The 16,099-nt window shown below is 44.7% G+C and carries 13 protein-coding genes; 12 read left to right on the plus strand and 1 reads right to left on the minus strand.

The genetic code is table 11. The features are described 5' to 3' along the window. The first annotated feature begins 87 nt into the window (after positions 1-87). From KJS65_RS04650 to KJS65_RS04690, 10 genes are all read left to right on the plus strand, one after another. Positions 88-186: an AAA family ATPase gene (locus KJS65_RS04650; protein WP_213648779.1), complete on the plus strand. Its 99-nt coding sequence runs from the start codon at positions 88-90 to the stop codon at positions 184-186. 680 nt (positions 187-866) lie between these two features. Then, entirely contained in the window at positions 867-1,520 is a 654-nt protein-coding gene (locus tag KJS65_RS04655) for an NAD(P)/FAD-dependent oxidoreductase (protein WP_306432953.1), read from the plus strand. Further along, a complete protein-coding gene (locus tag KJS65_RS30150) occupies positions 1,502-1,687 on the plus strand; it encodes a hypothetical protein (protein ID WP_306432954.1) in 186 nt (61 codons plus the stop codon). The genes KJS65_RS04655 and KJS65_RS30150 overlap by 19 nt, the downstream gene beginning before the upstream one ends. A 102-nt stretch (positions 1,688-1,789) precedes the next feature. Further along, the gene (locus KJS65_RS04660; protein WP_213648780.1) at positions 1,790-2,191 is read left to right on the plus strand and encodes an RrF2 family transcriptional regulator; all 402 of its coding nucleotides are present in this window, start codon (positions 1,790-1,792) and stop codon (positions 2,189-2,191) included. Between the two features lie 479 nt (positions 2,192-2,670). Next, a complete protein-coding gene (locus tag KJS65_RS04665; RefSeq protein ID WP_213648781.1) occupies positions 2,671-5,841 on the plus strand; it encodes a GNAT family N-acetyltransferase in 3,171 nt (1,056 codons plus the stop codon). Continuing rightward, positions 5,828-6,703, plus strand: coding sequence for an amidohydrolase family protein (locus KJS65_RS04670; RefSeq protein WP_213648782.1), 876 nt, complete (start codon positions 5,828-5,830; stop codon positions 6,701-6,703). The genes KJS65_RS04665 and KJS65_RS04670 overlap by 14 nt, the downstream gene beginning before the upstream one ends. Before the next feature lie 404 nt (positions 6,704-7,107). After that, complete coding sequence (locus tag KJS65_RS04675; protein WP_213648783.1) at positions 7,108-8,232, plus strand: GntR family transcriptional regulator; 1,125 nt, start codon at positions 7,108-7,110, stop codon at positions 8,230-8,232. A gap of 441 nt (positions 8,233-8,673) precedes the next feature. After that, positions 8,674-9,975 carry an ABC transporter substrate-binding protein gene (locus KJS65_RS04680; protein ID WP_213648784.1) on the plus strand — a complete coding sequence of 434 codons (1,302 nt, stop codon included), beginning with the start codon at positions 8,674-8,676 and terminating at the stop codon, positions 9,973-9,975. A gap of 73 nt (positions 9,976-10,048) precedes the next feature. Continuing rightward, a complete protein-coding gene (locus tag KJS65_RS04685; RefSeq protein WP_213648785.1) occupies positions 10,049-10,987 on the plus strand; it encodes a carbohydrate ABC transporter permease in 939 nt (312 codons plus the stop codon). Between the two features lie 17 nt (positions 10,988-11,004). Next, a complete protein-coding gene (locus KJS65_RS04690) occupies positions 11,005-11,841 on the plus strand; it encodes a carbohydrate ABC transporter permease (RefSeq protein WP_213648786.1) in 837 nt (278 codons plus the stop codon). Between the two features lie 714 nt (positions 11,842-12,555). Here the strand turns inward: KJS65_RS04690 and KJS65_RS04695 are convergent. Continuing rightward, on the minus strand, positions 12,556-13,035 hold the full coding sequence (locus KJS65_RS04695; RefSeq protein ID WP_213648787.1) for a stalk domain-containing protein: 480 nt from the start codon (positions 13,033-13,035) through the stop codon (positions 12,556-12,558). Positions 13,036-13,316: 281 nt separating this feature from the next. Between KJS65_RS04695 and KJS65_RS04700 the strand changes: the two genes are divergently transcribed. Beyond that, positions 13,317-15,554: an ABC transporter ATP-binding protein gene (locus KJS65_RS04700; RefSeq protein ID WP_244864380.1), complete on the plus strand. Its 2,238-nt coding sequence runs from the start codon at positions 13,317-13,319 to the stop codon at positions 15,552-15,554. A 7-nt stretch (positions 15,555-15,561) separates the two neighbouring features. Further along, positions 15,562-16,092, plus strand: coding sequence for a DUF1854 domain-containing protein (locus KJS65_RS04705; RefSeq protein WP_213648788.1), 531 nt, complete (start codon positions 15,562-15,564; stop codon positions 16,090-16,092). Positions 16,093-16,099 lie beyond the last annotated feature (7 nt).

A 16,099-nucleotide genomic window follows, 5' to 3' on the forward strand; every position in this document is an offset into this window, starting at 1 on the left:
TCTCTTTTTATATAGATATTCTTTTAAGAGCCGATTGCCCTGAAATTCAGCGCAGTCAGCTTTTTTACGTTGAAGGGAGGAAATAAAATGACCAAGGTAATCGTTCTGGCTAATCAAAAGTGCGGTGTGGGCAAAACGATAACGGCTGTAAATTTGGGAATAGGCTTGGTTAAGGAAGGCAAATGAGTGCTGTTAATGGACACAGATGCGTAAGGGGATTTGTCTAATTCCTAGGCTATCGAGAGCGGGTAGTATTCATGATTCATAGGCTACGCTGCCTGTAAAACGATGATGGAGGAAGTCTACAAGACACAGGAAGGGATTCTCCCCACCATTTTTGTTAAACTAACCCTAAGCAATACTTTTACACATATACGCAACGAGCTGATGCCCCATGACAACTCACAGAGGATTCAATAGATGTGCGAAGTAGAAGTTGGCGTATTGCTGTGACATAAACTTAACACTTTGAATTCTCCTTATTCGAAGAAGCTTTCGACAGAGCTAAGTGGAAGCTCTATGAATATAGCTAGTTATTGCCCACACGAACCTGTCATTGATGAGATGTTCGTGTGAATCACTAAGCAATCTAGACGATAATCGAAGCAAGCTTAAAAAAGCTCGGAAGCTCTGTCCCATTTTTCGAAGCGAATCTCCAAGCGGGGGAAGTTATTCAATTTACATCACATAGGATGTCCAAATACCCGTTTGTTGATTTATAGATATAACTAATCTACAATGTACTTGATAGAAAAATCGAGATTATTGTGGAAGGAATGGTGGTTATGATTTACGATTGTGCAATATTAGGTTGAGGCCCGGCAGGACTAAATGCGGCATTGGTGCTGGGCAGGGCGAGGAGGAGTGTGGCGCTGTTTGATAACAATCTACCCCGAAATGCGGTTACTCGTGCCTCGCATGGTTTTCTGACTCGGGATGGCGTTGCGCCGGCCGAATTTCGGAAAATTGCATACGATGAGGTGCTGAGATATCCTTCGGTAGGACAGTTCCCTCTAAAAGTTAATCATATTCGCAAACTTCAAAACGTATTCGAGATTAACACAGATCAAGATGAAACGATCCAATCCCGTAAAGTGCTGATCACCACCGGACTCAAGGAAATATTACCTGATATTCCGGGTATTAAGGAACTATATGACAAAAGTCTTTTTCACTGCCCTTATTGCGATGGTTGGGAATTGAGGGACCAGTCATTGATCGTGGTGTCTGAGAATCCAGGTGTTTTCCATATGGTTAAACTGCTCTACAGCTGGAGCCCGGATCTCATAATTTGTACAAATGGCCGTAGCGTTCTGACGGATGAACAAAAACAACTACTGGCTTCTCGAAATATTATCGTGTCGGAACAAAAAATAGCCGCTTTTCTGGGCAATGAGGGCAAGCTGCAGCAGGTGGAATTTACAACGGTTCGCGGATTGACAGAACGGGTGGGATTCGTAATGCCTCAGTGGTTGCCAAGGCTCCCTTTCAAGGTCCTAGTTTGGAAACAACAGAATTAGGCGGAATCCTGACCGATGGAACAGGGAAAAGTACGGTATCCGGGTTGTTTGCGGCTGGAGAGGCAACCACGGGAGCGCCCTCGCAGCTTATTCTGTCTGCGGCCGCTGGTAGTATGACTGCTGTCAGCATCAATACGGAGTTGATGGAGGAGGATTTCTCTTTTTGAGTTTTCTTTAACCTTATTTAGGTAACATGGAAATACTTGACGATGCCGATATATAAAAGTTATTATCGATAAATAAAAACCTTTATTGAAGGAATGATTGTAATGAAGTATTCGAAGGCGACGAATTATGCCCTTCACACGATGCTCTTTCTTGTAGCAGCCCCTCCCGATAAACCTGTTGGTGTACAGCAGTTGGCGGAGCAGCAGCAAGTTTCCCCTACGTATTTATCCAAAATATTAACCAAGCTGGTCAAGGCGGGAATGATTGAATCCGCGTCAGGTGCCAATGGCGGGTATCGGTTAAAGCGGAATTCGCAAGAAATCTCGTTCCTGGACATTATTCATGCAATTGAAGGGACGGCCTCTTTGTTCGATTGCAGCTTGGATCATGGACCAGAATGTCCGATTCAGCAGGTGGTACTATCGGCGGAAGAAAAGATGGAAGAACATTTGAGAAATCAGACGATGGCTGAGCTCGCAGAAAAAATGAAGATGAGTTTATAAAAAGCATCTTTTTTTTGTGTTGATCATAGATATAATAAGTCTCTAAAATCTTTTTGTGTTGGTCGGTATTTCAGGCCACCCCCATCATAATTTCATAATTGCAGCAATAAAAGATCTATTGAAAGAATCAGCTTATCGCTTCAGATCTGGCGGAATCCCGAATGCGGGTTTGCCGCTGAGCTTTTTAGCTTGCTACTAATTATTGCAGACAGCCCTAAGCTGTCAATTCGAGTTTTTACAAACGGCAGAAATGCCTTTTTTTTATGTTGTTAATTTCTGCAGCTTAGTGCTGACAGGTTTTTTTTGTTGGAGAGAAGAGTTTAAAGAGTTTTATCTCTCGCCATAATCTTCCAATTAATAGTATAATAAGAACTAATAGGGGGATTTCAATATCGTTGTGTTCCATTTTCTAAAGACGCCATCCAGAATCACGTTATTACAAATACATACTCATATTTGAAAAATAAGGAGTTGAGTTCATGCCGGCAAATATCACTGCGGAGCAAATCCGCATTATTGAATACGATCCTTCCTATGCGGGAGCGGTCGCTGAGATGTGGAATCGCAGCAACGAAAGCTGGGGCGGCGGCACCAACCAAAGAACAGAGGACGCTGTGCGCCGGGAGATGGAGATTTCGTCCAATCTTCATGTGTTTCTCGCTGTCGATGGCAAGGACGTGGTTGGGTTCTGCAGTTTCGCCCATTATCGTCATGACGAAGGAGCTTTGTACGTACCGCTTTTGAATGTGCGACCGGATTATCACGGTTATAAGGTAGGCCGCAATCTGATTTTGAACGCCGTCCGCAAAACAGTAGAAGCGGGCTGGCCGCGTCTCGATCTGTTTACTTGGGCAGGCAACACCAAGGCAGTTCCGATGTATAAGAAATGTGGGTTCTTCTGGGAAAAAAATGAAGATTACGTCCATCTGATGAACTTTATTCCAACCGTTCTGCAAACGGAAGCGCTTGCTCCCTATTTCGAGGAGCTGGATTGGTATGCAGACAGCACCCGCGAACTCCCCATCCAGCCGGATGGTCGCAGGGAGCGCGGCTTTGATTTCTTGGAGTACACGTGGCAAAAGGGAGAGCTCTCCTTGCGGGCAGAATTCGAGAAAACCGGGCGCGGGCTGACTGCTCTTGACACACCTGACTATGAGATTTCCACTGAAATTGACGATCATGATCTTGTGTTCGGCTTCCCCTACAAGATTCGCTATCATATCAAGAATCGCTCTGCGACCGATCTGGCGATTGAAATCAAGGGCCAGAACGATAAGAATATCCGTTTTGCCTTGGCTGCTGCACCAACGCTCGCTCCGGGAGAAACGATCATCGTAGAGGGAGATTTCGAGCTTGATCCTATCCGGGAGGAGCAGAACGATAAGAAGACCCATCCGGTTGTCATGAGCCAATGGATCATCGGTGGTAAACGGGCTGAGTTCCGCATTGGCATCACCCCTAAATTTCCGGTCAAGATGAAGGTAGCGCTGCCAACCCGGGAACTGTATCCGGGGCATCCGGCGGAACTGTATTTGAACGTGGAGAATAATTTTGCCTCGGAAGCGGAATTCTCTTTTGACTTGCCTGAGGATGAATTCATGGAATGGGCGGATCATTCGGTACGCTTCACGGTTCCGGCTAAGAGCAAAGCCTCTGTCCCGGTATCCTTCACCTTATGGTCTTATGGGCTCTACTCGCGGGATGTTGAGGTGACGGCCGTTCCGGCTGGTAAGAAGGCGGTCTCCTTTACAAGCAAGCTTTCCGCCCTAATGAAAGGAACACAGGGCCGATTTGGCGGGGAAGACGGGGATCAGTGGGTCGTCGTGAACGGCGCATTCTCTCTCCATTTCAACAAGCTCGACAATTCAATATGGATTGATTATCCCGGCTCCAGCCACAATTTTTGGTGGACTTATCCGAAGATAGGCAAGCCGTTCGCAGAGGAATTCTCCAAGAAGCAAGCGAAAGAAGTCAAAATTTATTCGGAAGCGGAGAGTCAGGTTCTCGAAGCCCTCTACGAGTCGGAAGAATTCCCAGGCTTGGAGATAAAAACGGTGGCCAAGCTATTCGCAAACGGTATCACTGAGTTTCATCATGAAATCTGTAATACAAGCAGCAAGGAACTGGATGAGAACGTGTATGTGCTGACGAATTTCGGTTTCTTCGGTAAGCGACTCATCCTGCCATATCATGGCCATTATGTGGACATGGGCGATGCTTACTCCGGCGATCCAAGTCGCTGGGACAGCGCCCAGATCACAGAGAACTGGCTGTTCTGCAAGGAAGAAAACGTCACATGCGGAATCTGCTGGGACCCTTCTCTAAAGCTGATTCGACCGGAATACCCGCTTGGGCTGGAGCATAATCTTGGCCGGATTTCCGCCGGAGATGCCCTGCGGACAAAGACGACTGTGTTTGCTCTGAACACCTTCGCCAAGTGGTCGGATTTCCGTTCCTTCGCCCGAAAGGAGAGGAATCCGGTCGAACCGGTGCTGGATGATCATCTTGAATTAACGCTCGGCGGCGGAAATCCGTTTGTGGCGGGGGCACTTCATGCAGAATTAATCGAAAGAAAGATGATTCCGCTTGCCGGGAGACTTGAACTGTATGTGCAAAACGATGGAGGAGCGGAGCTGGCAGCGGCTGATATGGAGCTGCAAAGGGAGCAGGATTTGAGATCCGCGGGATTTGAGCTCTCTCCTGAGGAAATGGAATCGCCTGGACACAGCGAACCCGGTAGGAAGATCCGGGTCGTTTATCACGGGGAGGATCGCGTTCAGGAACGATCGGGCCTCTGGTTCCCTCAGACGGAAACAACCGTCGTTTGCGGGGTGGAAGAAGGACCGGTTGGTTCCATATACACGGTGAGTAATGGAGTTCTCTCGATAGCGGCTGCCCCTGAGTTCGGGAGCTTCGTGCATTCGCTGAAGCACCAAGGAGAAGAATGGCTGGACAGTTCCTATCCGGAAGCGGTTCCGCATTCCTGGTGGAATCCCTGGCACGGTGGACTTGGCGTGGGAATTCCCGGCCTGGGTGGATTTAGTCGGCAGCAGGAGCCGAGAACAGTGACTTGGGCGGAGCGGATTGATATTCACGGCAACGTCTGGAAGGGATTACGAATAACCACGTCCATCGAGAAGCAGGAAGCAAACCGGGGAATCACAATTAACCAGTACTACCTTATGCTGCCTGGCGTCCCTGTGCTCAGTGTGCTGCATTCGGTGACTAATGGAAGCGGAATGGTTCTGCCGCAGTATTCCCTATCGGAGAATAGTTACTTCAAGCCATCGCCAGTCTTTTCCGAAGGATGGATGGAACTCCCCGATGAAGGCAAGTTTCTTCATGGGAAGGTCGAAGCTCACCTTGATTCCAAAGGGCTTATACGAATCGGTGCGGTTTCGCGTAAGGACATGCTGCATATCGTGAATAGCTACTCCAATCAGAGGGCTTCGGCTTATGTGAACAATAAGGTGTTCTCTTACGGTGTGAATCACCATCTTCCACTTCTGAATGGAGAAACGGCTTGGACACAGCCGACCCTCCTCATATTGGGAGAGATGGCTTTGGATCCAGAGGATGTCCGTGGCCTTCTGAAGCTGACATTTGATAGTCCTGCTGCCGAAAAGGAGACCACAAATGCTGATCATTGATATTCACATTCATCTGTCGGACATCGACAGCTTTCATCAAACAGCGGTGGATCTGTCCAAAGTCGATTACACTGCCGCTGGCCTTAAAGCGGAGTTTGACAAGAACAATGTTGTTCTCGGCATAGGAATGGGGGTCACGGAGCAGACGAAGGGAGCGTTTCCCGACTCTACCTCACCCAATCCGATGGGCCTGAACTTGGAAGACCGTGTTCCGCCGTTCTTAATGGAATGTGTCGGCATCAATCCGAACAGACTCGAAGGGAAACACGCCCTGGAGGAGCTAGACCGGATCGAAGCGCGGCTGCAAGCACCCGAGGTAGCGGGAATTAAACTGTATGCCGGTTACTATCATCATTACGTCTATGACAAAATCTATACACCGATCTATGAGTTAGCTGCCAAGTACAGCGTACCCGTGGTCATACATACCGGCGATACGTATTCGATGAATGGATTGCTCAAGTATGCGCATCCTCTCACCGTGGATGAATTAGCCTACCAGCAGCGCGGCGTGAACTTTATGATCTGCCATCTGGGCGATCCCTGGGTGATGGACGCTGCCGAAGTGGTAGCCAAGAATCCGAATGTCTATGCCGATTTGTCCGGTCTTGTCGTCGGCGATCGGCCCCATTTTGAACGGTTCATGAACGAACCCCTATTCATGGACCATTTTCGCCGGGCGCTGGTGTATTCCGATCATTATGAGAAAATGTTGTTTGGAACCGATTGGCCGCTAGCGCCAATTGATCTCTATGCGGAATTCGTTCGCCGACTTGTGCCTGAACAGCATCATGAGAAAGTATTTTACGAGAATGCCTTTGGACTGTTTCCGCGCATCCAGCAGCGGATCGCGGCGCTCTGAGAGGAGCGGGAAGAGCACAGCCAAAGCGCAATGCGACTCAGAATAAGAAAGTAGTATAGTAAACAAGCCATCCCCTTCGCTTTATTCAAGGGGATGGCTTATTTGCTGGGAAAAATATAAAAGCGTATAAGGTGTTCAGACACGGGCGAGCATCTCCGGGCGGAAGTGGCCTACTGCTTTAACCTATATCCAGCGGAATATGACTTCACCGATAGCTTCCTTTTTGGTTACACTTGTTTTTACGGTGAAGGTACCTAAAACAAGGAGATAAAGGTTCATTTTCAGAAATATACATAGGCGGTGATCATTTTCACAAATGAGGAAAATATCGATGATTAAGTTTGCGAATTATTTTTTGTATAATATACTTAGTATATTAATATTATGATGGCAGGGTGGTTTTAGTGGAATTGCATTTATATGAGCAGATATATCTCCATATTGTTCAAGAGATTAAAGAAGGCCGATTAAAAGAAGGAGATCGAGTATCTTCTGAAAAAGATTTGGCTGAAAAGTTTGGTGTCAGTCGTATTACTTCTAAGAAAGCTCTGGAGAAGCTGGCCGATTCTGGGGTTATCATACGAATACAAGGGAAAGGTTCTTATGTGGCAGATGGTCTGATGGGAGAACAAGAGCCGAAGCACTATTCAGAGGTAAGAACGCATCTGGTTCCTGATGATGATAAGCGGTTAATAGGGTTCATTATACCGAATTTTTCTGATGAGTTCGGCCTTCAACTTCTTAGATCGATGGAAAAGAGAAGTGCTGAGCATAATTATCAACTGATCATCAAGCGAACTTTCGACGGCCGGGATGAAGAAAAACGTGCCATAGAGTTATTTATTAGTTTAGGCATCAAAGGCTTAATCGTGACCCCCATTCATGGACAGCACTATAATTCGGAGCTGCTGCGTCTTGTATTGGATCGCTTTCCAATTGTTTTGGTGGACAGGTATCTAAAAGGAATTCCGGTGTGTTCGGTTTACACAGACAATAAGAAAGCAGCCATGGATCTTACACGCCATCTGATTAACAAAGGTCACAAAAAAATTGCCTTTTTGTCTCCGCCGGAAGAGAACACTTCAACATTGGAGGAAAGGCTGCTCGGATATACGTTAGCCTTCACCGAAGAGGGAATGAACTTGAACAAAGATTATTTATTGACGAACTTGAAGGGCACCCTTCCCATCAACATAGACGGATCAGCCATTGAAAGCGATAAAAAAACAGTGAAGCATTTTTTGCAACAACACCCTGATGTAAAAGCGTTTGTTGCGTCGGAATTTCTAATAGCCACGATGCTGGCTCAGGTTATCAACTCGCTGGGGAAGTCTCTGGAGGAATTCGAAATAGTTTGTTTCGACTCGCTGAACGATCACCTGGGACAACCCATCTTCACTCACATTGAGCAGGATGAGAAGCAGATGGGTGAATTGGCGGTGGATATGCTAATCTCTCAGTTGGAAGGAACAGCCGTGCCAGAGCTGAACATCATTGAACATCGCATGGTCGTGAAAAATAACGGGTAGGGTGAATATAAGTCCATTTCAGCAAAGAATATCAAGGATAACGTTTGTTCAAAGTGTCGAGGAGTCCATAAGGACTTTTCGGCACTTTATTTTTATGTTAGAGCGTTAAAGTTCTTCTCAAATCAAGGATTTGGTTGCGAGGTTAGCCGCGTATCATGAATTTTTATGTCGTAATATTGCAATTGACACATTATACTAAGCATATTAATATACTTAGTATACCCAGATAATTCCTTATGCCCCATCACTTCACAATCTGAAAGTTTATCAGTTTCTGTCGTTAATCGTTCATATCACCATTCATGTTAACGCTTACTTAGTTTGTGAATCCGATTATGTTTCTATTAATGACATGTAAATCTGAAATTATCAGGCTCTGAAATGAATTTTATAGGAATTAAAGGTAAATTAATAAATTTTGAACTTAAGGGGGATTTTTGAATGAGGAAATCCAAGAAACTCGTAATTCCAATTCTTGTTTATGTTTTGGCTATGTTATTGCTTGTAACCGCTTGCTCAACGAAAGATGGCTCAAGCGATCAGGCCGGAAAAGGGATTACAACAGTTACGATGTGGCATGGTCTCACCTCAATCGATTTAGATAATATGAATAAAGTCGTAAAGGCATTTGAGGAGAAAAACCCCACCATCAAAATGAAGTTGGTTTATACAGAATCCAGTGAGGGATCCGATCAGAAGCTGCTAACTGCAGTCGCAGGCGGCAATCCGCCTGATGTGGCCCTTTTCGACCGGTTTAAGGTCGGTACTTGGGCAGCGCAGGGTTCTCTGACTGACTTATCCTCGATGGCAGCAGAATCCGGAATTACCAAGGAATTGTATTATCCATTTGCTTGGGACGAGTCCAGTTATCAAGGAAAGCTTTATGCAATGCCGATGGATACGGACTCCCGCCTGCTGTTTTACAATAAGGATCATTTTAAAGAAGTAGGGCTGGATCCCGACAACCCGCCAAAAACAATTGCCGAGCTTGAAGCGGCAGCCGAAAAGTTGACCATCAAGGATGGCAAACGTTTCAAACGGATCGGTTTCATCCCATGGTATTCGCAAGGCTGGCTGTATACTTGGGGCTGGGCGTTTGGAGGAGAATTCCAGGACCCTGCTACTGGAAAAATTACCGCAAATGATCCTAAAGTCGTTGAAGCGCTGCAATGGATGACCGACTTCGGCAAAAAATACAATGTCGAGGATATTGCCGGATTCACAAGCGCAGCTGGCTCGGAGGAAATGGATCCGTTCATTTCCGGTCAAATCAGCATGAAGATAAGTGGAAACTTTACGGTGAAGGGTATCGAAAAATTTAAGCCGGATTTAAATTATGGTGTTGCACCAATACCGACCCCAACAGGTACGAATTTTACGACATGGTCGGGAGGCGGGTCCGCTATTATCCCTAAAGGCGCCAAGAATGTCGCTGCTGCTTGGAAATTCCTCGAATTCTTAGGGAAAGAAGAGGGGCAAACGTTATTAAACGCTGACTCTCAGATTTCCGTTATCGATTCGGTTAACGACAAATACGGTTACAAGGACGATCCGATTATGAAGGAATTTATCAATATTTTGCCCAATTCACACAACCGCCCGGTTATTCCTGAAGGACAGCTGTTGTGGAATGAGTTAGCCTCCGCTACGGAAAAGGCTACCCGCGGTAACGGTACTCCGAAAGAGAACCTGGATAAAGTAACAGAGACTGTTAATAAGGCTTTGGAGAAATACGATAAATAAGATGCTTGATGGGCGGGGAGGGGACTTCTCTCTCCTTGCCTATTGTTGATTGACAATTGGAAGGAGGATGTACATGGCGAAACTGGCCGATTCAGTTCGTGTAAATACAATTTCATCGGCAAGGAAACAACGCGCGCTCCGCAAAACTAACGTGATTGGGTGGCTGTTTGCTTCACCTTGGGCTATAGGACTGCTTTGCTTTTATGCAGTTCCGATGCTGATGTCGATCTACTTCAGCTTCACCTCATATAGCATTCTGCAGCCTGGTGAATTTGTCGGAATGAGTAATTATATAGATCTATTCCATGATCCTTTGTTTTGGAAATCAATATACAACACGATCTATTTCACTGTATTTTTTGTTCCATTAAGTATATTTTTTGGTGTGGCACTCGCTATGATGTTGAATATGAAGGTCAAAGGTATGGCTGTATTCAGAACGATCTTTTTCCTACCTACACTTGTTCCACAAGTGGCTTTGGCTGTTCTGTGGATGTGGTTGTTACATCCAAATTTCGGATTGGTAAATGGGATGTTAGCGCATTTCGGTATCGATGGTCCTCCTTGGCTTGGTGGTGAAGCTTGGTCCAAGCCTTCACTCATCTTGATGTCGCTTTGGGGTATTGGGCAAGCCGTCGTCATCTACCTTGCCGGATTAGGAGACATCCCTGATGAGTACTATGAAGCAGCGCAAATCGATGGAGCTAACTGGTTTCAGAAAACGAGAAAGGTAACCATCCCTTTGCTCACTCCCGTTATTTTTTACAATCTGGTTATGGGAATGATCGGTGCATTCCAGCAGTTCACGCTTCCCTATACGTTGACCAAAGGACAAGGAACGCCTGCAAATTCCATGACTTTTTACGTCATGTATTTATATGAGAACGGGTTCAGATATTTCAAAATGGGCTATGCCTCCGCAATGGCCTGGATCTTATTTATTATCGTTATGGCATTAACCGGAATTGTTTTCATAACGTCTAAACGCTGGGTTCATTATCAAGGGAAATGAGGAGGAGGAAATAAGGGATGAATCCAATCGCTATCAAGAGGATCAATCGTGCGTTAGCCTATTTATGTCTGATTGTTGCTTCTGCATTTTTCATTATTCCGTTCATTTGGCTGCTTTCGACTTCACTTAAACCGCTCACACAAGTCTTTGCATACCCACCAGAGTGGATTCCGCATCCATTTCTGTGGAGCAATTATTCCCGTGCTGTAGAGTATATCCATTTCTGGACATATCTGAAAAACACAGCCATTATAACCATCGTTAGTACGCTAGGTGTGATCATATCCTGCCCCTTGGTTGCCTACAGTTTTGCCAAGTTAGAGTACCGTGGAAGAGGTATACTTTTCTTTGTTACTCTCGCTGTTATGATGATTCCCGGTCAAGTGACGATGATTCCTCTTTTCCTATTGTTTACTAAATTAGGTTGGGTAGGAACATCTCTTCCGCTGATTGTGCCCCAATTTTTTGGAGTGCCGATCTATATTTTTCTATTGCGGCAGTTTTTCCTGGGATTGCCTGATGCTCTCCGTGAAGCGGCCCGCTTAGATGGGGCTAGTGAGTTCCGCATATATTTACAGATCATGTTTCCACTGGCCAAATCCGCCGTTTTAGCCGTTGCACTTTTTCAATTTATGGGGAGCTGGACTGATTTCATGGGCCCCTTGCTCTATTTAACCAATGAAGCATCTTACACGGTTTCGCTCGGATTGCAGCAATTTCAAAGTCAAAAGGGATCCGAATGGGGTCTACTAATGGCCGTATCCACCTTAATGACATTACCGATTATTGTTTTGTTCTTTTTTCTTCAAAAGACGTTTATTAGCGGCATTACATTTAGCGGTATAAAAGGTTGAAAATAATTTGTATGAATTCAGATACAGCGAATGCGTGACTAGGCATGGTTAGCCTGACACAACTAGGTTACCAGGTCGGTCAATGTGCCGGGCCTATTCTATTGGTGGTGTTAGCTCCCTTACGTGTTTCTAAACACTGAGTGCCTTGTCCAAAGCATAAGATTGCGTTCCAAGCAGCCGAGATTGTGAGGGACTCGTTGCTTACCCAAAAATAAAAGCCCCTGCTATTATGAAGTGACCCCTGTCAAGTAGACGATTAACAAAAAGCAAAATTTAAGCAGCCTGAGTCCTGTATTCGTAGGGGCCAGGTTGTTTAGTTTCTTTTGAAAGCGTTCATGGTTGTAGAAATGGATGTACAGTTAACGGCATGTTTGTCCTGCTTTATGGAGTGATTAAATGAAAAACATGAAGATAGAAGCACTCTGCTTTAAAATGACTAAAGAAGTTTTCCATACATGCATCGTCCCAACAGTTCCCTTTCCGGGACATGCGGGCTTGGATATTGGTATGAAGAAAAGGGTAGAGGGCGTACAGCTAATTAGTTAAAGAATTGTCTTTCTTCTTTCTAGTGCACACTGTTTTAAAGCTCTTATGTGAAATAGGAGCTTATTTTTTTGTTTTTCACTATTCTGTTAGGACTTGGTGAGAAAATTGGCAAAGGAATCTCATAAAAAAACGGATCGATTGTACTACCGATCCGTTTTTAGCATTTCATTAATATTCAGGTTCAATAGTTACTGTCCCATTGTTTTTATTGACGACATACCTTTTATAAATTAAAATCCGCTCAGGAAAATCCTCATATGCGCCAATATAGTAATTTGTATCATCTTGGCTGTCCATCATGAATATTACCTTGAAGTTTACCTTTTCTGATTTATCAAATTTGTCAATAACCAAGTCAACTGCTTTTTCTTCAGTGATTTTGATGACTGGTTGTTTTCCAATATACAGTCCACCATTCACCAGGCCTATTTCCTTTCCAATAGCATTACTTACTGAACGTGCAGGAACATAGGTGGTACCTCTATAGATAATCGCATCTGCGGAAGCTTTTTTAGTACCATCAACATATATTCCTAATTTTTGAATAGCTACTTTGATGTTTGTTTCGCTCGCAGCAAATGCAGTAGCTCCAGTCAACATGGTCCCGATTGCAATCCCCAACACTAATCCTTTAACCTTATCCTTCATTGTTATACCCCTTTAATCATGTAATGCCGTTTATTTCGACATGACTTTGAAAATCCCCTTCTAAAAATTTATCATGGAGTGCTATCTAATCAAATACGATTAACCATTAGGTAAAGTGTCCCTTTCTATAAAAAAGCTTTCTATGGTTAGGGTACCTGCTCGGCGCTCCGTACCCCATGAAGACAAAATAAAGTGCATGATCGGTAAGCATCAAAGAATCAAAGAAACACACACTATCTTCACATCTTAGTTGATAGTATATGTGCAGGAGAATTTATCGAATGATGAAAGGAGAGCTCATGACCAAGAGTTTACCACTACAAGTGATTACCGCGTTAGAACCTCATAAACCATATGAGGTTGTCTACTGGATGTCGTGTGATCGAAGCATAGATGGCGAAGGTTACGCCAACACATATTTAATTTTAAGTGCGGAAAATCTGTTTGTCGTATCAAACTCAAACTCAGGGGATGAGGCGAATGTAAATTCCATTGCAATCGACAATATCGAAACCGCATTCATCGTCAATTTAGTTGCCTCCGGTATCATGATTATAAAAGAGAAAGAGGAGCGGGTCATCGGAGCATTTACGAATGGACAGATGGGGAATGCGGCCAAGTTTGTCTCGCTCTTTACGAAGATTAAAAAGAAAGAAGTCATCAGCGATGAAGAAGTAAAAGATGATCAGGAGAACACCACTTGTCCAAAATGCGGAATGAGATATCCCGAAGAAGGCAGGCAAATCTGTCCGAAATGTATGAAGAGGCATGCCATCTTCTCCAGGCTGCTAAGATTTGCTGGACAGTATAAACTTCTGATGTTTTTCATTGTTTTATTTATGCTCCTCAATTCCGCTACAGGTCTTGCCATCCCTTATTTGCAAGGTACAGTACTGTTCGATCAGGCACTTGGGAATACCGGAAACTTCGCTGGACGAATTGGGCTTGTGATCCTGCTCATTTTCGCTTTTCGAACGATTTCACTATTGTTCGGGGTCCTATTTAGCATGATGAATGCCAGATTGGCGGCGAATGTCGTATTCGATTTGAAAGCAAGCGTATTCGCTGCGATGCAGCGGTTATCGCTTAGTTTTTTTCAGAAAAAACAAACCGGCCAGCTCATGACAAGGGTTAGCAATGATGCGCAAGAATTGCAGTATTTCTTCGTGGATGGCATTTCTTATTTTATCGTCAATGCGATGAATATCGTCGGTATTACAACCATTATGTTGATTATGGACTGGAAACTCACATTGATCTGCTTCATCCCGATTCCATTTGTCCTGCTGCTGATACGATGGGTATTCCCTAAGCTGTGGCGATTGTCTTGGCGGAGACATAGACGAGTGAGCATGCTCAACGCGATGATCAGTGATACGATACAGGGCACGCGCGTTGTGAAAGCATTCGGAAAAGAAAATCAAGAGATTCATCGTTTCCAGAGAGCGAATACATCCTATTCTGACTCCGAACAGTCTTTTAACCTGATGAGCAGCACCATCTTCCCGATATTAACGATTGTTACTCAATTCGGGGGTGTGTTGATCTGGGCATTCGGCGGCTGGAAGGTTATGCAAGGAAGTATATCGTTCGGTGAAATCATGACGTTTGTCAGTTATATCTACATGCTGTATGGTCCACTGCAATTTATGAATAACATTGTTAATTGGTGGTCCAGTTGCATGAGTGCGGCACAGCGTATTTTTGAAATTCAAGACTCCGTCTCCGATGTTGTAGAAAAAGAGGATGCGGTTCATAGAGAGCAGATGAATGGAGATATTCGCCTGTCTCATGTTACTTTCGGTTATGAACCGAATAAGCCGATCCTGAAAGAAGTATCCCTGCATGCAAAACCGGGCCAGATGATCGGGGTAGTCGGACATTCGGGTGCGGGTAAATCGACACTCGTGAATCTGATCTCCCGCCTCTATGATGTTACTGATGGCGAAATTGCGATAGACGGGATCAACGTGAAGGATCTCAAGCTCGATTCGATGCGTAAGAACATCGGAATTGTATCGCAGGAAGTATATGTGTTCATGGGGACAATCTCCGAGAATATTGCTTATGCAGACCCTGAATGCTCGATGGATGACATCATTAATGCTGCCCGAATTGCGAATGCACATGATTTCATTGAGAAGCTGCCGGATGGTTATGACACGATCGTAGGGACAGGAGGTCATAATCTATCCGGTGGAGAAAGGCAAAGAATATCCATAGCACGGGCGGTTCTGCATAACCCTAAAATTCTGATCCTGGATGAAGCAACAGCATCGCTCGATACGGAGACGGAACTTCAAATTCAAGAAGCGCTAGAAACGTTAATCCAAGGCAGAACGACGATTGCAATTGCACATCGCTTGTCTACATTAAGGAATGCTGATTATTTACTCGTGATGGATGCGGGCAAAGTGGTTGAGGAAGGAACGCATGATCAGTTAATGACGAAGCAAGGCATATACCATGGCTTAATACAGAAGCATGATGAAGCGCTGAGCATAAGAAGGGTGGGGTAATCTTTTAATGCAAATCACGAAACCTATTCAATCCGATTTGTCAGTCGCAGCAAGCATGAATTATTTAACGGCTGATAACACGACGTTTACAAAAACAGAAGGTCAACTACTGATGATTAAAGTGAATGATGAAGAACATAAAGGGGTATATCTGCACTGCTCCTTTCCCCATACGAACAACCGGATATATATATCGATTCGAACAGGCGATAATAAGGAGATCGGCATCATTAAATCACTGGATGATGATTTTCCGAAGGATGTTGTAGGCCTGCTAGAGGAGCAGATACAAATGAGATACTTTGCTCCTGAGATCACGAGATTGACCGGAATTAAAGAAGAGTTCGGGTACTCCTACTGGGATGCAGAAACCAATTCCGGGAGTTGTCAGTTTACGGTACGAAACGGTGGAGGGAATGTGAAGCTGGTAACCGAGCGCAAGCTGCTAATTATCGATGTGTATGGGAACCGATTCGTCATCGAGGATATCAAGCAGCTAAGCGAAAAGGAATACCGATTGGTGGAAATGTATATTTAGGGGAGAC

This window comes from Paenibacillus sp. J23TS9 (assembly GCF_018403225.1).
GTDB lineage: Bacteria > Bacillota > Bacilli > Paenibacillales > Paenibacillaceae > Paenibacillus_AQ.